Annotated in this window: 21 protein-coding genes; 10 read left to right on the top strand and 11 right to left on the bottom strand. The window is 70.8% G+C overall.

Annotation, left to right across the window (positions count from 1 at the left end):
* Positions 1-52: 52 nt before the first annotated feature.
* From ACQKIP_RS01010 to ACQKIP_RS01000, 3 genes are all read right to left on the bottom strand, one after another.
* Positions 53-223: a hypothetical protein gene (locus ACQKIP_RS01010; RefSeq protein ID WP_365863909.1), complete on the bottom strand. Its 171-nt coding sequence runs from the start codon at positions 221-223 to the stop codon at positions 53-55.
* Positions 224-345: 122 nt separating this feature from the next.
* On the bottom strand, positions 346-1,116 hold the full coding sequence (locus tag ACQKIP_RS01005) for an SDR family NAD(P)-dependent oxidoreductase (RefSeq protein WP_365863910.1): 771 nt from the start codon (positions 1,114-1,116) through the stop codon (positions 346-348).
* A gap of 50 nt (positions 1,117-1,166) precedes the next feature.
* Entirely contained in the window at positions 1,167-2,492 is a 1,326-nt protein-coding gene (locus ACQKIP_RS01000) for an FAD-dependent oxidoreductase (protein WP_365863912.1), read from the bottom strand.
* 328 nt (positions 2,493-2,820) lie between these two features.
* Between ACQKIP_RS01000 and ACQKIP_RS00995 the strand changes: the two genes are divergently transcribed.
* Complete coding sequence (locus ACQKIP_RS00995) at positions 2,821-4,413, top strand: aspartate aminotransferase family protein (RefSeq protein ID WP_365863914.1); 1,593 nt, start codon at positions 2,821-2,823, stop codon at positions 4,411-4,413.
* A gap of 100 nt (positions 4,414-4,513) precedes the next feature.
* Here the strand turns inward: ACQKIP_RS00995 and ACQKIP_RS00990 are convergent, their stop codons facing one another.
* On the bottom strand, positions 4,514-5,290 hold the full coding sequence (locus ACQKIP_RS00990) for an SDR family oxidoreductase (protein WP_427741832.1): 777 nt from the start codon (positions 5,288-5,290) through the stop codon (positions 4,514-4,516).
* 80 nt (positions 5,291-5,370) lie between these two features.
* Between ACQKIP_RS00990 and ACQKIP_RS00985 the strand changes: the two genes are divergently transcribed.
* Positions 5,371-6,327, top strand: coding sequence for a sigma-70 family RNA polymerase sigma factor (locus ACQKIP_RS00985; RefSeq protein ID WP_427741830.1), 957 nt, complete (start codon positions 5,371-5,373; stop codon positions 6,325-6,327).
* A gap of 15 nt (positions 6,328-6,342) precedes the next feature.
* On the opposite strand, the gene ACQKIP_RS00980 is transcribed toward ACQKIP_RS00985, so the two are convergent.
* Positions 6,343-7,107 carry a Crp/Fnr family transcriptional regulator gene (locus tag ACQKIP_RS00980; protein WP_365863918.1) on the bottom strand — a complete coding sequence of 255 codons (765 nt, stop codon included), beginning with the start codon at positions 7,105-7,107 and terminating at the stop codon, positions 6,343-6,345.
* Between the two features lie 24 nt (positions 7,108-7,131).
* On the opposite strand from ACQKIP_RS00980, the gene ACQKIP_RS00975 reads away from it, so the two are divergent.
* From ACQKIP_RS00975 to ACQKIP_RS00965, 3 genes are all read left to right on the top strand, one after another.
* Positions 7,132-7,419 carry a YciI family protein gene (locus tag ACQKIP_RS00975; protein ID WP_365863920.1) on the top strand — a complete coding sequence of 96 codons (288 nt, stop codon included), beginning with the start codon at positions 7,132-7,134 and terminating at the stop codon, positions 7,417-7,419.
* 68 nt (positions 7,420-7,487) lie between these two features.
* Positions 7,488-7,739, top strand: coding sequence for a hypothetical protein (locus tag ACQKIP_RS00970; RefSeq protein ID WP_365863922.1), 252 nt, complete (start codon positions 7,488-7,490; stop codon positions 7,737-7,739).
* 3 nt (positions 7,740-7,742) lie between these two features.
* Positions 7,743-8,120 (top strand): toxin Doc, encoded by a 378-nt coding sequence (locus ACQKIP_RS00965; protein ID WP_365863924.1) that lies wholly within the window; start codon positions 7,743-7,745, stop codon positions 8,118-8,120.
* 519 nt (positions 8,121-8,639) lie between these two features.
* Here the strand turns inward: ACQKIP_RS00965 and eno are convergent.
* Complete coding sequence (eno, locus tag ACQKIP_RS00960; RefSeq protein ID WP_365863926.1) at positions 8,640-9,950, bottom strand: phosphopyruvate hydratase; 1,311 nt, start codon at positions 9,948-9,950, stop codon at positions 8,640-8,642.
* A 192-nt stretch (positions 9,951-10,142) separates the two neighbouring features.
* On the opposite strand from eno, the gene ACQKIP_RS00955 reads away from it, so the two are divergent.
* The gene (locus tag ACQKIP_RS00955; RefSeq protein ID WP_365863927.1) at positions 10,143-10,565 is read left to right on the top strand and encodes a MarR family winged helix-turn-helix transcriptional regulator; all 423 of its coding nucleotides are present in this window, start codon (positions 10,143-10,145) and stop codon (positions 10,563-10,565) included.
* Positions 10,566-10,658: 93 nt separating this feature from the next.
* Here ACQKIP_RS00955 and ACQKIP_RS00950 read toward each other — a convergent pair whose 3' ends face one another.
* The 3 genes from ACQKIP_RS00950 to ACQKIP_RS00940 form a co-directional block, all read right to left on the bottom strand.
* The gene (locus ACQKIP_RS00950; RefSeq protein WP_427741826.1) at positions 10,659-12,620 is read right to left on the bottom strand and encodes an ATP-binding cassette domain-containing protein; all 1,962 of its coding nucleotides are present in this window, start codon (positions 12,618-12,620) and stop codon (positions 10,659-10,661) included.
* Positions 12,617-13,510 carry an aminoglycoside phosphotransferase family protein gene (locus tag ACQKIP_RS00945; protein WP_365863928.1) on the bottom strand — a complete coding sequence of 298 codons (894 nt, stop codon included), beginning with the start codon at positions 13,508-13,510 and terminating at the stop codon, positions 12,617-12,619. The genes ACQKIP_RS00950 and ACQKIP_RS00945 overlap by 4 nt, the downstream gene beginning before the upstream one ends.
* A gap of 773 nt (positions 13,511-14,283) precedes the next feature.
* Positions 14,284-14,649: a hypothetical protein gene (locus ACQKIP_RS00940; protein WP_365863930.1), complete on the bottom strand. Its 366-nt coding sequence runs from the start codon at positions 14,647-14,649 to the stop codon at positions 14,284-14,286.
* An 89-nt stretch (positions 14,650-14,738) separates the two neighbouring features.
* On the opposite strand from ACQKIP_RS00940, the gene ACQKIP_RS00935 reads away from it, so the two are divergent.
* Together ACQKIP_RS00935 and ACQKIP_RS00930 are read left to right on the top strand one after the other, a co-directional pair.
* Positions 14,739-15,311, top strand: coding sequence for a DUF6000 family protein (locus tag ACQKIP_RS00935; RefSeq protein WP_365863932.1), 573 nt, complete (start codon positions 14,739-14,741; stop codon positions 15,309-15,311).
* Between the two features lie 189 nt (positions 15,312-15,500).
* The gene (locus ACQKIP_RS00930; protein WP_365863933.1) at positions 15,501-16,214 is read left to right on the top strand and encodes a DUF3592 domain-containing protein; all 714 of its coding nucleotides are present in this window, start codon (positions 15,501-15,503) and stop codon (positions 16,212-16,214) included.
* On the opposite strand, the gene ACQKIP_RS00925 is transcribed toward ACQKIP_RS00930, so the two are convergent.
* On the bottom strand, positions 16,211-17,797 hold the full coding sequence (locus tag ACQKIP_RS00925) for a DNA primase family protein (protein WP_365863935.1): 1,587 nt from the start codon (positions 17,795-17,797) through the stop codon (positions 16,211-16,213). The two genes, ACQKIP_RS00930 and ACQKIP_RS00925, sit on opposite strands and share 4 nt — an antisense overlap.
* 33 nt (positions 17,798-17,830) lie before the next feature.
* Entirely contained in the window at positions 17,831-18,814 is a 984-nt protein-coding gene (locus ACQKIP_RS00920; RefSeq protein ID WP_365863937.1) for a ScbA/BarX family gamma-butyrolactone biosynthesis protein, read from the bottom strand.
* Positions 18,815-18,938: 124 nt separating this feature from the next.
* Here ACQKIP_RS00920 and ACQKIP_RS00915 point away from each other — a divergent pair, with 124 nt between their 5' ends.
* Together ACQKIP_RS00915 and ACQKIP_RS00910 are read left to right on the top strand one after the other, a co-directional pair.
* A complete protein-coding gene (locus ACQKIP_RS00915; protein WP_365863939.1) occupies positions 18,939-19,613 on the top strand; it encodes a ScbR family autoregulator-binding transcription factor in 675 nt (224 codons plus the stop codon).
* Positions 19,610-20,560: an NAD(P)H-binding protein gene (locus tag ACQKIP_RS00910; protein WP_365863941.1), complete on the top strand. Its 951-nt coding sequence runs from the start codon at positions 19,610-19,612 to the stop codon at positions 20,558-20,560. The genes ACQKIP_RS00915 and ACQKIP_RS00910 overlap by 4 nt, the downstream gene beginning before the upstream one ends.
* The last annotated feature ends 47 nt before the right edge of the window (positions 20,561-20,607 follow it).

Here is a 20,607-nt window from a genome sequence, read left to right as displayed (position 1 = left end):
GGCAGGCCCGGCGAGACCTGAGGGTCTTCGCCGGGCCTGCGGTGATGAAGGGTCAGCAGCAGTGCCAGTAGCTGATCGTGAGGGTCTTCACGGCACCGCTCTTGGCCTGTACCTCGGTGCGCTCGCCGGGAAGGGCGGAGACAAGGTCCACGCTGCCCGACGGGTGGTCCGCGTTCGCCTCGAGGACTTCGCCGAGGAGTCCCGGGGCCGGGTTGGTGTTCATGTCGTCATTCCTTTCGTCGGGTGCTTTTCCGTTCCGCCGGCCTCGTGGGAGGCCGACGGAATCCTGTGAGGTCACTGGTCAGAGGCGGTCAAGGCCAGCGGTCCAAGGCCAGAGGCCCAAGGTCAGAGGACCTTCTCCATGCCGCCGTCGATGAGGTAGTCGGCCCCGGTGATGTACGAGGCGGCGGGCGAGCCCAGGAAGGCGATCAGGTTGGCGACCTCCTGCGGCGTGCCCCAGCGGCCGGCCGTGACATGGGCCATCGCCGGGAACTCCTCCGCGAACTGCTCGAAGGACTCGACGCCCCACTCCTTGCTCAGCCGGGGCCCGTACTCGTCCCACAGCGGCGTCGTGATCAGCCCGGGGGACACCGAGTTCACGCGGATTCCGCGCGGGCCGAGGTCGTCGGCGAGACCCTTGGACCACGCCCGCAGGGCCGCCTTCGACGACGCGTAGAAGTACGGGCCCTGGCTCGGCCAGCGGCCGACGCTGGAAGCGATGCTGACCACGGCCTCCCGCAGCTGGGGCAGCAGTTCACGGGTCACCCGGACCGCGGAGTTCAGGTTGAGGTCGAAGCCGCGCTGCCAGACCTCCTCGGTGAGCCCGTCCAGGCCCGTGATCGGCATGCCGGCGAGGCCGCCGACGCCGTTGACCAGGACGTCGACGCCGTCCGGGAACTCCTCGGCCGCCCGCTGGGCGAGCAGCTTGGCGCCCTCTTCGGTCGTCAGGTCGCCCTCGAAGGTGAGCGCGCCGCTCTCCTTGAGCTCCGCGGACACGTTCAGGTCCGCGCCCAGGACGCGCGCGCCCTCCGCCAGGAAGGTGCGGGCTGTCGCCGCTCCGATGCCCCGGCCCGCCGCGGTGATCACGACCGACTTGCCTGCGTACCCCAGATCCATGCTCAATTTCCCCTATCGGTTACTGGATTGCGTTCTGTTCCGGAGCCGGTTCATGCCGGGAGACGGGACAGCGTTTCTTGTACGCGCTCCTGGATCGCGGGATCCATGAGCGCGGTCGGCGGGTCGAGCAGCCCGAAGACCCGCAGGCAGCTGAGGGCCAGGGAGCCGTCGAGGGTCGCCGCGATCTGGGTCCGGCCCACCAGTTCGAGGGCTTGCAGCGTTTCCGGCGTCCGCTCGCCCTGGACGCCGGGGAAGCTGAGATCGCTGAGCAGCGTCATCGTCCAGACCGGATCGACGACCTGCTCGGTGAGGCGCCGGAAGTACGCGGCGGGCTCCGCCCCTTCCCCGTCCTCGCGCAGGTGATCGCGCAGGGCCAGGGCCTGCATGGCGGCGAACGCCATGCCCTGCCCGTAGCGCGGATTGAGGCTGCACACGGCGTCGCCCAGCATCAGCAGGCCGCGGGGGAAGGAGCCAAGGCGCTCGTAGCGCCGCCGCAGGCTGGCCGGGAAGCGGTAGCGGCGCGCCTCCGTCAGCGGCTCGGCGGCCTCCAGGATCTCGTGGATGTCCGGGGCGGCCAGGGACTTGGCGAAGGTGTGGAAGCCCTCGGCATCGGTGGGCGGGTGGTCCCCGAGCACGCCGTAGAGCGTCACCACGGCACGGTCGCCCTCCACCCGCTGGCACGAGCCGCCGCGCGGGGAGTCGGGGGTGGCGACGATGTTGATGCAGACGTCACCGGCGAAGGCGTCGGCGGGCGCCCGTACGAAGCGGGTCGCGTACCCCACGTCGACCTTGAGCTTCTCCTCCTCGACCCGCCCGTGACCGTGCTCCTCCAGCCATACGGGGGTGCGCGAGCCACGGCCCGTGGCATCCACGACGAGGTCGGCGGCCAGCTTCTCGCCGCCGTCGGGCCCCAGGAACACCCCGTCGACGACGCTTCCGTCGCCGGAGAAGGAGAGCCCGGCGACGTCCCGGCCGCCGAGCAGCGTCACCTGCGGGAGCGCTTCGGTGCGGGCGCGCAGATGGCGCTCCCTGAAGATGCGGGAGCTGATCACGGTGGAGAGGCCGGAGTCGCCCTTGACCAGGGGATGGCCGCCGATCACCCAGCGGACGTCCCTGGCGATGTCCGCGGCGTTGGCGCCGCCGGCCACCATCTCCTCGCCGACACCGGGGAACAACTCCTCCGCGATCTGGTAGCCGCGGGCCAGGAAGTCGTGCGCGTGTCCGCTCTGCGGGACCCCGCGCCGCTGCTCGTCGGCGGGGTCGTCCCGCTCCACGACGGTCACCCGCCCGTAGACGTCGGCCAGTACCCGGGCCGCGAAGAGGCCGGCCGGACCGGCGCCCAGGACGACCGCGTGGCCTTCTGCGCGAGATTTCATGGCGAGCCGCTCCTCGTAGTCGTTACGCGACCTTCCGAGTTTCTATTTGCGACGGTCGCAACGATCGGAACAGTTGCCACGTCAGGAACAGTTGCTACGTCCGGAACAGCCGCAACGATCGGAACAGTCGGAAGAACGCAGCCCAAAGTAGGGGCAGGCCACCCACGGCACGCCCATCGCACGGGCACAATCCATGGCCCGCGCAGGATTACCGGCGTATTACCGGCGGCTGTTTCCCCGCCCGCCGACATTCCCTAGGCTCACGCAAATCGTGCTGGCACAGCGGGGGACGGGAGAGTGTCTGCCTCCCCACACCGGAGGAGAGATGATGGAATCGGCAGCGACGGAACCCCAGCTCACCGAGCCGTATTTGACCACCGTGCTGTCGAGTTCGGGCCTCGGCGTCGAATATGTCCGGGCCGAAGGCAACACGGTCTTCCACCTCGACGCCGACGGCGATGAAATTCCGGTCACCGACTACTGCGGCGGATACGCGTCACTGATCCTGGGCCACAACAATGCCGAGATAACGGCCCACGCGAAGTCCGTTCTGGATTCCGGCATCCCGGTCTACGCCCAGTTCTCACGCCACCCCGAGGCGAACCGGCTCGCGGCAAAGCTCAACGAGATCGTCGCCCGCGAGACCGGAGCCACCGAGCCCTACTTCGCGCACTTCGCCAGCACGGGCGCCGAAGCGATCGAAACGGGCGTCAAGCACGCGGAGTTCGACCGGGTGCTCAAGGTCGGGGCCCTGATGGGCGAGATCGAGGCGCACATCGAGCAGGCGCGCGAGGCGGCGAGGGAAGGCACCCTCACGGTGGCGGAATCCGCCTACCGCAAGGCCGCCGCGGAAACACCGTCCGGGTCGCCGCAGGACGCCTTCGAGCACCTGGCCGGCGCCGTGGCCCGGCACAACGGCGAGGTGGCGGGACGCCCGCCGGTGCTCGTCGCGCTGGAGGGCTCGTTCCACGGAAAGCTGATGGGCAGCGTCCAGCTCACCCACAACAGCGGCTTCCGCTCGGCGTTCGGCGGCCTCGGCGCCCGGGCGCTCTTCGTCCCGCACGACCAGCCCGACGTACTCACCAAGACCGTGGACGGCGTACGGGCGCAGGCCCGCGTCCTGGACGTGGTGGTCACCGACGGTGTCGCCGATGTCGTGGAGCGCGACTTCCCCGCCTTCTGCGCCTTCCTCGTCGAGCCGATCCAGGGCGAGGGCGGCATCCGCGCCCTCGACCGGGACGCCGCGGCGCACATCCAGCGCGTGTCCGCCGACGCGGACTGCCCGCTCCTCATCGACGAGATCCAGACGGGCCTCGGCCGCACCGGAGCTTTCCTCGCCAGCTCCCACGTGGGCCTGCGCGGTGACTACTACGTCCTGTCCAAGAGCCTGGGCGGCGGCATCGCCAAGAGCTCGGTCGTCCTGGTCCACCAGAGCCGCTACCGGGGGGAGTTCGAGCTGGTGCACAGCTCGACCTTCGCCAAGGACGGCTTCTCCACCGCCATCGCGCTCAAGGTCATCGAACTCCTCGAAGCGGACGGCGGCGCTGCCTACCGCCAGGTCGTGGAGCGCGGCGAGGCGCTGCGCGCGGCGCTCGACCGCGTACGTGCCGACTTCCCCGAGGTCGTCAAGGACACGCGCGGCAAGGGCCTGTTGCAGGGCCTGGAGTTCCACGACCAGTCCGCGTCCGCGTCGCCGACGATCAGCGGAGCCGCTCAGGGCGGCATCCTCGGCTACGTCGCCGCCGGGTACCTCCTCGGCGCCCACCGCATCCGGGTCCTGCCGACGGCCAGCGCCCCGAACACCCTGCGGTTCGCGCCTTCCCTGCACCTGACGGACGAGGAGGTCGCCGGCCTGGAGACGGCACTGCGCGACTGGTGCGGGCTGCTGCGGGACGAGGACGAGTCCCGCCTGACGGGCTGACGCCTCTCGCTTCCGCCGCTCTTTGCGCGCCGCCCGGGCCCTTGCTCCGGGCGGCATGCGCGGCTTTGTTCCGGTTTGTTCCGGGCGGCGGTGCGGGGCTTCAGGCCACCCGCTCGGCCAGGAACGCCTCCCAGGTGCGCCCGCCGTGCACCGCGCCCGCCGCCGGAGCGAGGTTCACGCCCTCGCGGTACGCGCGGCCCGCCTTGCCGGGCATCCGCATGCCAAGGACCGGGCGGCGGCGTCCGGTGGCGCCCAGGTAGGAGCGGACCACGTCGTCCATCGTGTACACCTTCGGTCCCGCCAACTCGGCCACCAGACCGGCCGGTTCGCCGAGCGCCAGCTCGACAAGGCGCTGCGCGACGTCCCGTACGTCGACCGGCTCCAGGCGCATCCCGGGTGCCGGAACGAGCGGCAGCTTGGCCATCTTGGAGACCATGTCGTGCACCAGGTCGTGGAACTGGGCGGCCCGCAGCATCGTCCACGGGATGCCCGAGCCGGTGATGGCGTCCTCCGCCGCGCGCTGCGTCGCGAACCACGCCATCGGCATCCGGTCCGCGCCGATCACCGAGATGTGCACGATGTGCTTCACCCCGGCGGCCTTGGCCGCCTCGACCAGGTGGCCCGCGACCACGTCGTCGCCCTTGGCGCCGCCGGCCAGGTGTAGCACCGTGTCCACCCCGGCCAGCGCGTCGGCGACGCCCTCGCCGGTCTTCAGGTCGCCGGTGACGTAGGTGATCCCCTCGGTGTCCTGCCGCTCGCTGCGGCTGAGCACCCGCACCGGTGTGGCGGGCGCCGCCTGGCGCAGCAGCGGGAGGACGTGGCTGCCGAGCGTGCCCGTACCGCCGGTGACCAGGATCGTGGCGTCAACAGTCATCATGTACCCCTAAGTTGCTTGTTCTGTGGTGTGCGAGCTTCGGTTCTGCTGCTCTGACACGCCGCTGTGGGGGGATGTGACAGATGGACGAAAAGAATCTTGAAAAGAGTCCCGGGAAGGGCCTTGGGGAGGGCCCGGAGGGTCGCGGGGGGAACCAAGAGGGCCGCGCGAGGAGCAGCCTGCGGGCCGAGGATTTCGAGGCCCACCGCTCACACCTGCGCGCGGTCGCCTACCGTATGCTCGGCTCGCTCGCGGAGGCCGAGGACGCGGTGCAGGAGACCTGGCTACGGGCCTCCGCCGCCGATACGAGCGAGGTGGCCAACACCGGCGGCTGGCTCACCACCATCGCCACCCGGACCTGCCTCAACGTCCTGCGCTCCCGCGCATCGCGCCGCGAGGAGGAACTGGAGACCGCCTACGGCGCCGACCGTCCGGACGGCCGCCCCAGCCCCGAGCAGGAGGTGGAGGCCGCCGACGCCGTGGGCATCGCCCTCCTCGTCGTGCTCGACACCCTCACTCCCGACGAACGCCTCGCCTTCGTCCTGCACGACCTCTTCGCGATCCCCTTCGACGAGATCGCCGCGATCCTGGAGCGCACCCCCGCCTCCGCCCGCCAGCTCGCGAGCCGCGCCCGGCGCCGGGTCCGGGGCACCACCCCCGCCGTGCCCGACTCCTCCCGCCAGCAGCAGGCCGTATCCGCGTTCCTGGCGGCGACCCGTACCGGCGACTTCGAGGCGCTGGTCGCGCTGCTCCACCCGGACGTGGTCCTCACCGCCGACCCGGCCGTCATCCCGACCCCGGAGCCGGTCGTCGTCCTCGGCGCGCACACGGTCGCCAAGGGCGCCATGGCGGCCACCGGACGCGCCCAGTTCACCGGACCGGCCCTCCTGGACGGCGTCCTCGGCCTGGCCATGGCCCCGAACGGGCGGCTGCGCCTGGTCCTCGCCTTCACCGTCCACCCCGACAGTGGGCTGATCACCGCGGTCGACGTGATCGCGGAACCGCAGCGCCTTGCCGCGCTGGAGCTGGCGGTCGCCTGAGGGACGTCCAGCTGCTCAGGCGGCGCAGGCGCGCAGCTGCAACAGTTCCGGAGCCAGCAGCGTGACCCGGCCCGCCTGCTGGTCGTAGGAGATCAACCGGTCCCTGCGGAACACCCCCAGCGCTCGGTTGACGGTGACCCGGGTGAGCCCGAGCAGCTCCGCGAGCTGCTGCTGCGAGGCAGGCAGGTCCACCACGCCCGCCGGGTCGGCGGACTCCAGCAGCCAGGCGGCGAGCCGTGCCGGTGCGGGCAGCAGGGACGCCACGACGCGCTCCTGCTGACGCCGGGCCTCGGCCGCCAGAACCCGCAGCACATGACCTCGTACGGCGGCGACATCATCGACGAGGGAAAGGAAGACGAGCCGGGGCAGTGCCCGTACGCGCACCTGCGTCTGGGCGGTGAACGTCGCCGTATGCCCGCGGCCGTCGATCACCGCGGTCTTGTCCAGCGCGCACGGCCGGTCCCAGGCCCCGTGCCGGACGACCGCCCCCTGCGCGGTGACGGAGGTCGCCGCCACGCCTCCGCTCAACAGCAACACCAGGTCATGCGCGGGCCGGCCCTCGCGCCGAAGGCACTCCCCGCGGTCGTGACCCTCGACCCTCGAAGCCGCCCAGAGCTCGCCCAACCGCGCCGCCGACAGCCCGGCAAGCAGCGGGATCCCGGCGAGAGCCAGCCACGGAGGTGCAGGTCCTGACGGGGGTGTATCTCCTGACGGAGGTGTACGTCCTGACGGGGGTGTACGACCTGACGGAGGTGTATCTCCTGATACAGACGCGCCCATGCCCCGGACACTAGCGTCCCCGGCATGTGGACCATCGAACTGCGCTTCACCACCGACAACGCCGAACACACCGCCGCCCGCCTCGCGGCCCGCCCCGCCCACCGAGTCGCCCTCGCCGCCCTCCACGCGGACGGCCGACTCCACGCGGCAGGCCCCTTCGCGGACGACTCGGGCGCACTCCTCATCCTCGACGTCCCGACCCGCACCGCACTCGACGCCGTACTGGCCGCCGACCCCTACTTCCACCTCCCGGCCGTCCAACTGACGAACATCCGCGAGTGGTCGCCGGTGGTGGGCCCCGAAAGCCGGTAGGTACCTGACATCAAGCACTCTGACCAGCACATATTTACGCCTCGGTACCCACGCGGTACCGTTTGTGGATGCCCGCTCTCAACGTGGAATTCAGCGACCAGGAGCTCGAGGAGCTGCGCGCCCTCGCCCAGGAACAGGGCACCACCATGAAGGCCGTCGTCCGTGAGGCGATGGCAGACAAGATCGCCCGCCACCGGGCGCTGCGCGAAGCCGCCGAGATGTTCCAGGCCACCTTCCGCGACCCCGCCCTCGCCGACGCCATCGCAGCCGCCGGCATCGACGACGGACCCGTCCCCAGCTCGACGGGACGGGCCGCCTGACCCATGGCACCCGTCCTGCACATCGACGTGCCGTGGCTGCTGCAACAACACGAAGCGGCCCTGCCCGAGCAGCCTCTGGTGTCGGACTTCTCCGCACTCGTCGCGGCCGTGGCCCGCCACCGCGTCGACCCGCCCCGCCTCGGATACGACTCCGACGCCTCCTGGCGCGCCGCGGCCCTGCTCCAGACCCTCGCCCTCTTGCGGCCCCTGCCTGCCTGCAACGTCCGCTTCGCCTGCGCGATCACCGTTGCCTACATGCACGCCTCCGGACAGGGACTCGACGCACCCTTCGGTGAACTCGTAGACCTGACCAAACAGTTGATGACCGCCAAGGCGGACGTCTTCACCGCGGCCGACCGGATCCGATCCTGGCGGATCTAGGAACTCGCCGGCGCCCGGAAGCGCACACCCGCCCGAAAACCAGTGGAGCCGCGCTCCCGGGTGCCCCTACCGTGTTCCCGCCCGCAGCCACCCCTTCCGGCAAGGACGTGCCGTTGTACACCAAGTGAGACACCCCGAGCGCTGATCCACCGCGCGACGCAGCTGTGCGCCGCGCTTCTTTCCGCTGCGGTCTTCTCGCTGTCCTCTCACTGGAACCGGTGTATCTCCATGTCAAAGAACTGGGTGATCCTGCCCGCCCGCTCGTCGATCCTTCCCTCCCGCTGCCGGCCTGCCTGGCAGTCGCCGTACGGTCCGCCGCCGCGCCGGTCGCACCGCGGCCGGTGGGTGCCCGCGCCGGGGCTGGCCAGCTCTGAGTCCGTCGTGCGGCGCGAGTACTTGAGCAGTCGGAGCGTCTGAGGTCTCTCCCTGACGCACACCCCTGACGCGCATGTGGGCCCCGATCGCGGTCGGGGCCCACATGTCGCTGCCTCTGCCTCTGCCCCTGTCTCTACTCGCTGCTCACGCCCGACGCAGCGCGGAGCGGCCCGCGAAACGAGCCGAGTCGCCCAACTCCTCCTCGATGCGGATCAGTTGGTTGTACTTCGCCGTGCGGTCGGAGCGGGAGAGGGAGCCGGTCTTGATCTGTCCGCAGCCGGTCGCCACCGCCAGGTCCGCGATGGTGGTGTCCTCCGTCTCGCCCGAGCGGTGCGACATGACCGCCGTCCAGCCCGCCTGGTGCGCCGTGGCCACCGCGTTCAGCGCCTCGGTGAGGGTGCCGATCTGATTGACCTTCACCAGGACGGAGTTGCCGACGCCGGTGCGGATGCCCTCGCGCAGCAGCGTCTCGTTGGTGCAGAACACGTCGTCGCCGGTGAGCTGGCAGCGGTCGCCGACGCGGGCGGTCAGCTCGCGCCAGCCGTCCAGGTCGTTCTCCGCCATCGGGTCCTCGATGGAGACGATCGGGTACGAGTCGATGAGCTTGGCCAGGTAGTCCGCGTTCTCGGAGGGGGTGCGGCGCACTCCCTCGCCCGTGTAGTCGTACACGCCGTCGCGGAAGAACTCCGACGACGCCGGGTCCATGATCAGGCCGATGTCCGTGCCGGGGCGGTAGCCGGTGCGCTCGATGGCGCTCATCACGAAGTCGAGCGCTTCCTCGGCGGTACGCAGCGCGGGCGCGAAGCCGCCCTCGTCGCCGACGCCCGTGGAGTGCCCGGCGGCCAGCAGATCGCGGCGCAGGGTGTGGAAGACCTCGCTGCCCATGCGTACGGCTTCGGCGAAGGTGTCCGCGCCCACGGGCGCGATCATGAACTCCTGGAAGTCCAGCGGATTGTCGGCGTGGGCACCGCCGTTGACGATGTTCATCATCGGCAGCGGCAGGAGGTGGGCGTCGGCGCCGCCGAGGTACCGGTAGAGGGGCTGGCGGCGGGACGCCGCGGCGGCCTTGGCGGCAGCGAGGGACACGCCGAGGATCGCGTTGGCGCCGAGCCGGGACTTCGTGGCGGTGCCGTCGAGGGCGACGAGCGCGGCGTCGAGCCCCGCCTGGTCCGCCGCGTCCCGGCCGCGCACGGCCGCCGCGATCTCCCCGTTGACGTGGGCCACCGCGCGGTCCACGCCCTTGCCGTGCCAGCGCGCGGAGTCCCCGTCGCGCAGCTCCACGGCTTCCCGGGCGCCGGTGGACGCGCCGGAGGGGACGGCCGCGCGCCCCAGGTGTTCGTCCCTCAGCACGACGTCGACCTCGACCGTGGGGTTGCCCCGGCTGTCGATGATCCGGCGGGCGGTGACGGTCTCGATGGTGGCGTCGACGGCCCCGGCCGCTGCTGTTTCGGACATGGGAGATCCTCCCCGTTGTCGTGTGCCGTGGCCCCGGCTGCGACAACGCTGGCGCTGAGCCCGACGAGACGAAACCATACAGCAATGCTGCACAGTTAGGCTGATCAGTTTTGCTGTGCACCTCCACTCTTCGGCGTCTCTGCCCAGGTCAGGCGTACGGCTTTGCTGAGCGGCGGCGCGGTAAAGTGCCCTATGCCCACCCCGGAATCCGCCGCCATCGCCGCAGAACTGCGTACCGCGATGGGCAAGCTCACCCGACGCGTCAAGCACGAGGACCGCATCCCGCTGGGCCAGGTCGCCGTGCTCGGCGCACTCGACCGCGAGGGCGCCATGACCACCAGCGACCTCGCCGCCAATCAGCACGTACGCCCCCAGTCGATGGCCAGGGCGGTGGGCCTGCTCATGGAACAGAACCTGATCACCCGCCGGGCTCACCCCACGGACGGCCGCAAATCACTGGTCGAGCTGTCGGACGCGGGCCGAGCAGCCCTCGAAGCGGAACGCGGCCGCAGGGCGGGCTGGCTGGCCCGGGCCATCGAGGCCGAACTCACGGACGAGGAAAGAACCCTGCTGTCCCAAAGCGCCACCCTCCTGGACCGCCTCGCCGGACGTTAGCCGGGGGGCCCGCCATCCGCGGGAAGGCCGAGGCGGCCGTGCAGCCGCCCCGGCCCCTGTGCCGGCTTCAACTCCAGTGCACGAAAGGCACCCTCAGCGATCCCTGGCGAGCGCGTACAACTCGCCCAGCAGGCTCCCCTCGGTGGCGACGAGAGCATCGAAGGTGCCCTCCTCGCGGATCCGTCCGTGTTCGAGGACGATGACGCGGTCCGCCATGCGCACGTTGTCCAGGCGGTGCGTGACCACCACCGTGATCCGGTCCGGGGCCATCTCACGCAGCTCGCGGAAGATCATGTGCTCGCCGCGGGCGTCCATCTCGCTGGTCGGCTCGTCCAGGACGAGCACGGCCGGCTCGCGGTACATCGCCCGCGCACAGGCCAGACGCTGCCACTGCCCGCCGGACAGTTCATGCCCGCCCCAAACCGAGCGGGCCAGCAGGGTGTCGAGCTGGTCGGGCAGGCCCTTCAGTACGTCGCTCATGCCGACACGGCCCGCGGCGTCCCAGATGAGTCCGTCGCTGTGTTCCCGCGGCTGGCCGAGCGTGATGTTCTCCCTGGCGCGCAGTGGCCAGTGCCCGTTCTTCTGGGGTACGAGGCCGACGTGCCGCCACGCCGATTCCGCGTCGGCGGTGGCCAGATCGGTGTCGTCCCAGTGCACGGTTCCGCCGGTCGGCACGGTCAGTCCGGTGAGCATGCGGATCAGGGTCGACTTGCCGGCGCCGTTCTCGCCGACCAGGGCGACGACCTCCCCGCGGTCGAGGGTGAGAGTGATCGGGTGCAGGGCGGGAGTGGCCCGGTCGGGGTAGGTGAACGCCGCCCCGTCCAGACGGATCTGCTGCGGCGCCCTGGCCCGGGTGGTGCCGCGGGAGGTGGTCATGGAGCGCACCTCGTCGATGAAGGTGTAGTAGTCGCTGAGGTAGAGGCCGTGGTGGAACATCACCGCGCCGTACCGCACGATCGAGTTGAGGGCGCGCCCCGCCGTCTGCGAGGCGACGATGGCCGTGCCCGCAATGGCCGTGGACATCGCACCCGAGAGGGCGAGCGCGGCCAGCGACGCCCACATGCCGAGTGTGAACACGCCCGCGAGGAAGGCCGCGAGCAGCGTCACGAACAGATACGGGCGTGCACCTTCGAGCTCACGCCCGACGACCCTGCGGCACATGTCCTGGTACCAGGAGTGCAGATAGGGGCGCATGGTGTTGGCCCGCAGTTCGTCGGCGAGCTCCGGTGTGGTGAGCCACCAGCGCATCATGCCGCGCACGTTGCGGGCGGAGAGGGTGCGGTCGTGGACGCGGTAGTCGATGCGTGCGGCGATCACGCCGCCCAGGCCCCGCGGAATCACCGAGAGGAGCAGTACGCCGAGGAGGAGCGGGTGGAGTGACGTGAGGACGGTCGCGGCGGACATCAGCTGGACGACACCGTTGGTGAGGGTCTTGGCGTCATCGGCGATGTCGACCGCGCGCAGGGCGCCGAACTCGGCAGCCTGGCTCCTGTCGGTGAACCCCGGCGTGTCGTAGGCGGAGAGTTCGGCTCTCATGTGGAGGTCGACCAGGGTGAGATCGGCGGCGGAGGCGATCTTCGGATTCAGGCGCCGGGTGGCCCAGTCCGCGAGGATCCACATACCGGCGCCCACCCCCATCGCGACGACCGCGACGGCCAGGGCCGGCCAGGCTGCCGCGAGCCCTGTCCGGGCGTCGGAGGTGGCGAGCTCGGGCAGCGCCTTGGAGACCGCGGTGAGCATGACGGCCGTGCCGAGCCCGGAGAGCAACTGGCACAGGAGGACGGTGATCGTCATACGCCGGTCGACGGACCAGGCGAGCCGGGCCGTCTGGGCGAGCGCCGTCGGAATCCGGCGGGCCATGTCCCACAGGGTCGCGTGCTCCATGGCCTTGCGGTGCTTGCGCCCGTTGTAGTCGAGCTCGGCGGGGGCCGAGGGCTGCGGGGCCGCGGGGCGTGGGGCGGGGACGTCGGTGGTGTCGTCCGGGGGGACGGCGGAGCTGTCATCCGTTGCCGTTGCCGTCGCCGGCCTCGAGCCACCGATGTGCGGCCACCTCATGCGAACACCCCCGCGGTGAGCCGGTCCAGAGTGCGGCGGCCACGCGCGGAGACGTGCAGGTCGTTGTGCGTGTCGCCGTGCGTGTCGCCCCGGGTGAGGGCAGTGACCGCATCCAGTGCGGCGAGGCACTTCAATGCGACGCCTTCCTGCGGCGTCAACTCGCGTCCATAGCCCCTGAAGAAGGCGGTGCGCAGATCCGGTCTGCCGTCCCACACTCCGCAGGCCATGCGGACGAAGTCCTGCACGACCGGGGCGAATCTGGCTCGTCCGAAGCCGACCCATGCGGCCTGCTGCGACCAGAGCAGGTTCTTCGGCTGTGCGTCGCCGTGGATGAACCCGAGCTGCAACGGCCCGGCCAGACGCAGGTGTTCCGCGAGACGCCGGACGAGTCCGTGCTCCGTCGCCGTCAGCCGTCCCCCTGCCTGATCCAAGAGCCTGCCCGCGTCCTCCGCCGTGGTGTACAGCTCCTGCTCGGCCTCAAGGCGCCGGTGCCCCGTCAGTTCACCGGCCGCGTGAAGCCGGGCCAGGAGGAGACCGCCCTGCCGGTGTGTCTCGTACTCCTCGGCCGGTGTGAGCGGGATTTCCGGTACGGGGCGGCCGTGGACGCCGGTCGTCAGCAGCGCCAGATGATGGGCGCTGGAGGCGCGTAGCTGGGGCGCCCGGCCGCCTCCCAGTGCGGGGGCGGCGTGTCGCAGGGCGAAGGTCTCCCTCTCGTACGCCACCGGGTGCGGGGAGACTTTCAGGAAGAACCGGCAGCGGTCGGCCCGGACCACTTCCCAGCCCCGCGCGTTCCCGCGCGGTGAGGCGGTGTCCCGGATGTGCTCGACGGCTCCGATCTCGCCCTCGACCCAACCTCGCAGGACCGTCGGGAGCGTCTTCTTGTCGCTCATGCGCCCCACCTCGCCGACGGTCGGGACGCGGAGGCGAACGGGGCCCGGCGCGCGTCAGCCGGACGCCCGAGAGCGTCGGGGCCGACGGCCTGCACGGGAGGATTTTCGAACGCGGGGCAGAGGGCGGGAAGGCGACGCACGGGGTTCATGGATTTCTCCTGGGTAGGGGAGCGGGTAGAGCACCGGGGACAACGCCGCTGATCACAGCGCCGATACGGGCCGTGCCGGGGGACCAGTCGAGCGCAGGTGCGAAACGAGGCCGGGAGGGCAAGTGCTGTGGGCCTAAGCCCCTGGCACTCGGGCGTTCGATTCACTCGTCACGGGTACGGCGGCGAAGTCATGACCCGAGCGGGGGATTGCATGGGGTGCACGTGATGCACGTGGTGACGAGAACACCGGTCTCCCTGGATGAGGTGCGGACGGATGTGAGCAGCGGACGGAACCCTCGTCGACGCCACTGACAATCAGCGGGGTGCGGTGCCGCGATCCGGACAATCCAAGAGCCGGTCCGACCTCGGGCAGACAGCCAGGGCGCGGCTCTGTGGCCAGGGCCGCAGCCGGAAGAAAGGATTCTCGAACCGAGCACCACAACCCAGCAGTTGCCCGCCCGACGAGATGGCTTGATCTGCCCGCACGGAGCCCCCGCCCAGCTCACTGACCGGCGCGGCGGCCTGCCGACGGACACATCTGCGGCTACCGTGTGCGGCTGCGGAGCCAGACCACAGGCTGTGCCGCAGCCACGGCGGGCAGTCGGCGGTGCAGGCCGGACATGGTCATGCGGCGCTCGAGGCCCGGGCGGCGAGTTCGGTGAAGCGGGACTCCCACACATCGCGGATGGACCTGCTGATCAGGGTGCGCAGCACGGGCCACTGCGCCAGCAGCAGGTCCGGGTCGAGGAAGGCGATCAGGTCCTCGCGCTGTCCCTCGGCGAGCGCCGCGCGGTACAGGCTCATGCGCGAGCGCGGACGGTCCAGGTCAAAGGAGCGCAGCCCGGACCAGACCACGTGCAGTGGCAGGCCGACCGTGCCGTGGGCGGGACCGGCCAGGTCGGTCAGGTGCTCGGGCAGGCGGCAGGCACAGCGCGCCCGCAGTACTGCTTCGGCGGACGGCTCATCGGGGAGCGGAGGCGCTACGGCCATGACGTCGACTATTGCCCATCGCGTACTCCGCGAGCGGATGCCGGTGCAGATGGCTGGCTGGATCGGGTTCGGCGAGTCAGGGTTCCGGGATGCGGCATTGTGATGAGGGCGCCGAATTGCGGGTGTTGGTGCGACGGTACGTGACGCCCGGGCGGCGTTATCTGAAGCTCGGCGGCGGTTTGTTGCGGCTGGACGAAGCCGAGTGCGAGCGATTCGCGCGGCGTCTTGCCGTGGACGCCGGGCTCGTTACCGGGGCCGCACTCGCCACTCTCCTCGAAGGCGGGTGGCGTGAGCGGAGAACCGCCGCGTGGCCCATCGCCGTGTCCCGCCGGACCGAGTTCCGCGAGGGGATCGGCGAGCTGCTGCTGGCCAGTGAGGTCTGCTGTGCGGGGTTGGCGTACTGCGTTGCCCTGGCCTCTTTCGGTACGCCGGGCGACGCCGAGCACCTCACCGCCTACCTTGATCGCTACCTGCGCCGCCCCGACCTTCACTACGACCAGAGCGTGGCCATGGGCGCCCTCGTGTATGTCGACCTCAATCTTGGTCACGACCAAGCCGCCCGCTTCCTGGCGAAGGGCGGCCTCTGGGATCAGTGGCTTCAGGGGGGGGAGCTGACGGGTGGCAGGGCGACGTCCATGCCCACGCGTACGCCACCCACTTGAGCCTCATCCGCCGGCTCTGCACCTTTGTCGAAGACTGCGCGGAGCTGCGGATCTAAGATCTGGCCCATGGGGCGGGATATGCGGATTGTGTTGAAAGGGCGCGGGGGCGCCATGCGGCTGGAGAGCGGGGAGGTGCTTGTGGTGCGGGGGCGGGCTACGTGGCGCATACCCTTGCGGGCCCTTGGCGCCGTGGAGAGTGATGGCAGGGGCTTCGTGCGGCTGCGGATCAGCGGGGACACCTCGGGGGACGGCTTTCGGGTGAGCAGCGGCAACAGCAATGCTGTGGGCGCGTTCACCGACGGGCTGCGGCAGGCCATGGAGGGTGTTGCCCCCGTGGCAGACGGCGCGGCGCTGGTGACCACCGGCCCCACGCCCCGGACGCCTCTGGCGCTCAACACCCGCGCCGCCCGGGTGACCATGGGGGTGGTCGGATATCTGCTGCTGATCGTCCTGCTGTCCACGGTCGTGGAGGATCCCGATCAGGTGTCCTGGCTGGGTGCCACCGTGTTCCTGCTGCCCTTCGGCGTCGGACTCCTGCTGGTGGCCTGGAGGTTCTTCGTGCGCGACCCGTGGATCCTGCGGCGGCGCGGCGTGACGGTGCCCGGCGAGATCGTCGACTACCGAACATCGACCAAGCAGCAGGCCATGTACCCCGTCCTGCGGTTCACGACGGCCGAGGGTGCCACGGTGACGCACGACTCGTCGGTCACCGTCCTGATGCGGCTCCGGAACCCGTCCGTGGACGTCACCTACGACCCGCAGGACCCCGGCAGAGTCCGCGGCGGCCGGGCGTTCGCCCACATGACCATGGCCCTCTTCCTCGTCGTATCCGGAGCGGCCCTGGCCCTCGTACCGCTCCTCGGATTCGTGGCGGCCGTGCTGGGCGACCTGCTGAACGGCTAGCCGGGGGCGGGTGGCGCCACGCCTTCCTCGCTTTCTTCCCGCAGGCCTATGCCGGGGTAGAACTTGCGCTGGTTCGACAAGATCATTTCCTGGGGCGTCGCGATGCCGACCGCGTCCCTGACCCGTGCGGCGAAGGCTCTGGAAGAGACCGGAACGGCGCCCTCGATGTGGCACCAGTTCTTGTACTGGCCGTAGAGCCGGGCCTGTTCGGCTCGCAGCGCCGGGGCGATGGCGCAGCGTTCGGCCAGGAAGCGGCCGGTGTGGTCCTCGGTCTCGGCGTAGGCGGTGGTGGCCGTCCGCACCCGTTGGGGGCCGGTGAGATCCCTGGAGCCGTTGAGGTAGCGGCGGGCGCCGGTGATCAGCCAGTGCAGGATGCCGGGGCCCTCCTCGGTCACCAGGACGTCGGCGAGGTTGTCGACCTTGCGGTCGTCGGTGACGGTCCGCTCGAAGGGGATCAGCTTCATCCGGCGCCAGAAGGCATAGCCGCCGGTGCCGACTTCGGGGCGGTGGTTGCCGAGCAGCCACAGTTTGTGGGTGGGCTCGAAGGAGAAGAAGTCCTGTCGCATTCTGCGGGCCTTGATGCGGTCACCGCCGGTCAGATGCTTGAAGCGGGCCTCGTCGAACCGGTCGCCGGGCTTGAGTTCGGAGCACACGATGATCCGGCGGCCGTGCAGCTCGGCCAGGTCGGTGGGGTGTCCCTCGAAGGGGCGGGCCATGAGGAAGCCGGGCGGGGCGGCGTCGGCGTAATCGCCCAGCAGCTTGACCATGACGTCCAGCAGGACGCTCTTGCCGTTCTTTCCCTGCCCGTAGAGGAACGGCATGATCTGCGCACCGACGTCACCGGTGATCGAGTATCCGAGCAGTTCGTGCAGGAAGGCGATGAGCTGCCGGCCCTCGGAGTCGTCGCCGAAGGTGTCGGTGAGGAAGCGCTGCCAGCGCGGGGTGGCCATGGGCCGGGCGGCGACGCTGGTGGCGCGCGCGTGCCGGTGTCTCCCGGGATCCGGGGCGGCGATCAGCCCGGTGTGCAGGTCGACGACCCCTTCCGGAGTGCACAGGGCGTACGGATCGGCGTCCAGGTGAGCGGCGTTGAGGACCATGCCGGGGGCGGCCCTGGCCTGCGCCAGCATGGCCTTCATGCCCGACGTGGACAGGGCACGGCGCCGGTGGCGGCGCAGGGCGGAGGCCGGGTGACGGCCTCCCGGGTCGCTCTCCGCGAGGGACTCGGCCATCTCGCCGGCCGCCCACAGCACCGCGTCGTCCTCGTCGAGCACCCACCGGTAGCCGCACCACCGGTACCAGCCGAGCCCCGGCACATGCCGGAAGTCCCGCCCGTAGAGGGCGACGAACAGCTTGGCGTTGCCCCGGTCGCTGAGGCTGTCGGGCACGAGACCGGGGTCCGACGCCTGTGGCGTCGCGGGCGCGGGCCCGCCTCGGAGGGGGTTCCCGCCTTGGACGGAGGGCTCGCCTCGGACGGAGACGGCGCGCTGTGCTTCGTGCAGGATCTGCCGGGCGATCTCGGCGGGGTCGAACAGCCCTTTACCGGGGTCGAAAAGCCCCTTGTCGGTGTCCAGGGGGCGGATCATGTGCGGACTCCCGGGACGGATCGGCGCGGCGGTTCAGAGAGCGGACGGCTCCAGGGTCACGACGGTCGTGAAGGCCGGGCGGCCCGCCTGCTGCCCGTGGACGCGCAGGCGCGGCCTCATCCGGATGTCGGGATCGGCGGACTCGGCGCGGATCAGGCACGGCAGGTCGAACTCGACGTAGCGGAAGAAGGTGGTGTCGAGACAGACCGGTGTCACATCGCGCGGGGCGGCGAAGGCCGACGCGGCCTGGGTCACCGCCTCCAGGAGAACCATGCCCGGCACGTGGTCGTGCGGGTGGTCGAACAGCACGCCATGGCTGGTGTCGGCCCGCAGCAGCCACTCGTCGGGCAGCGGCGTGGGGGGCCTGGAAGACGCGGAAGACGCGGAAGACGCGGAAGACGCGGGGGAGAGGACGACGTCCCGCTCGCTGTGGCGTCCCACGAAAGCGGGCAGCACGGGCGCCCCCGGCGGCAGGGCACGGGCGAACGCCGCCCGGGCATCGGCGTAGGGGCCGCGCAGCCGGTTGTAGATGGCCGGGGGATGGGCGCTGTAGCGGATCTCGGCCGAGCCGACGTACTCCCCGTCGATCGAGGCCTCGACGTCCGCCACCAGATGGACGGAGCCGAGGCTGCGTCTCTTCACCGCGGTGTGCGCGACGACGAGCGTCATCTCGGCGGTGCCGGGCCGCAGGCGCAGGCCGTCCGGTACGACGTCGCAGCGGAAGTACTCCCAGCCCATCCGGTAGTCGAGTGGTATCTCGTGCTGGGTGTGGCTGACGACCGCGAGGGCCTGCCGCACGCTCTCGGTGAACAGCAACGGACTGTGGCCGCGCGGCCCGGGGGTGTAGAAGGCGTGGGACCGGGGCCATGCGACGGTGACGGTCTGCACGGTCGCCGACACCTGACGCCATCCGGTGACCAGGACTTCGGAGTGGTCCCTCTTGCCGACGTACGCGGCGAGATCGGCTGCGAAGGTGTTCTGAGAGGCGTTGCATCGGCGTTCGATGGTGCCGGTCACGGTGGTTCTCCTACGAAGGCGTGCCTGCGTGTGCCGAGGTGCGGCTCGGGACCAGCAGGTCACCGCCATAAAATAGATAGTAATCTTTTTTTTGTCGAGCAAGATCGAGAGAAAGGACCCCGAGATGGCACAGCGGGAGGTGAAGCAGGAGCGGGCCGTACGCACCCGGGCCGCCCTGGTGACGGCGGCGGCCGAAGTGTTCGGTGAACTCGGCTTCGCGGGCACGACCGTCGCGAAGATCACGGAGCGGGCCGGTGTGACCCTGGGCGCCCTGTACTTCCACTTCAAGAACAAAGAAGAGGTGGCCAGGGAAATCGTCCGCAACCAGCCCCGGCTCGTGGTGCCCCCGCGCGACTCGCAGGGTCTCCAGCACGCCATCGACGTCACCATGACGTGGGCCCGCATGCTCCTCGACGATCCCATCCTGCTGGCAGGGGCGCGCCTGGTCATGGACCAGGAGCACTTCATCTCCAAGGAGGAGAACTCCCACGGCCAGTGGACCCAGTTGCTCGCCGAGGACTTCCGCACCGCTCAGCGCAAGCGGGAACTGCGCGCCAAGACCGACGTCGACGCACTGGCGCGCCTCGTCGTCAACGCCTGTACGGGGGCACAGATGCACGCCCACCTGGAGTCGGGCCGCAGGGACCTGCCCGACCGGGTCGAGGAGATGTGGCAGTGCCTGCTCCCCGCGATCGCACCGCCGGGAGCCATCGCCCGTATGCGATTCGACGCGACGTCCGGCGACGCGACGTCCGGCGACGCCACGCTCGTCGGCTTCACGCCCGGCGGCGCGAAGTGACCGCCCGCACCCCCGCCACCTCCCCTCGCGCCGTAGTCGTCACCGGGGCCACCGGCGCCGTCGGCAGGCATGTCGCCCGGCAGCTGGCCGACCACCCCGGACTGCGCCTGCTGGTGCGCGACCCGGCCAAGGCCGCCGGACTCGGCCTGCCCGGCCGGATCGTCGGCGGCGACTACGACGACCCGACCAGCCTGAAGGCCGGACTCGACGGCGCCGACAGCGTGTTCGTCGTCACGGCCAACCCCCTGCGTCCCGCGCAGGACGACAACCTCCTGAGCGCCGCCCGCGCCGCGGGTGCGCGCCATGTCGTCAAACTGTCCTGGACCGCAGTCGGCGATCCCGCCGCCGACGATCTCATCGCCGCGTGGAACCGGGCCGGCGAGGACAAAGCACGGGCCGGCGGACTCACCTGGACCGTGCTGCGCATCCCCTCACCCATGTCCAACACGCTGAGCTGGGCCTCCTCGATCCGTACGGACGGCATCGTGCACGCCTACCGAGGCGACGCCGCCACGCCCTGCGTCGACCCGCGGGACATCGCCGCGATCGCCGCCGAAGCACTCACCACATCCCGGCACACCAACGTCACGTACGCCTTCGCGGGCCCGCAGGCCCTGTCCGCGCGCGAACAGACCGCCGAGCTGTCCCACGTCCTGGGGCGCCCCCTGGAATTCGCCGAGCTGACGGCCGACCAGGCGCTGGAGCGCTGGAGCCGACGGCTTCCGGAACCCATCGCCCTGGCCCTCCTGTCCGCCGCCGAGCGGCGCGGCCGGGAAAGCTCCGCGGCGCCCGGGCCCGCTTCCGGCACGCACGAGCCCGGCGGGCCGGTTGCCGCTTCCGGCGCACAGCAACTACGTACGCCCGCTTCCGCTTCCGGCGCACAGCAGCTGCGTACGCCGACCCTCTTTCGTAGATGGGCACAAGACCACGCCTCGTACTTCCACTGATCGTCCGTCCCCTTCGCGCCGCATGGCCGGATAACGTTCCCCCGACC

The organism is Streptomyces sp. NPDC059900 (assembly GCF_050270335.1).
Classification (GTDB): domain Bacteria; phylum Actinomycetota; class Actinomycetes; order Streptomycetales; family Streptomycetaceae; genus Streptomyces.
Note: the sequence above shows the minus strand (reverse complement) of the source record. Positions and strands in the feature narration are given on the sequence as shown.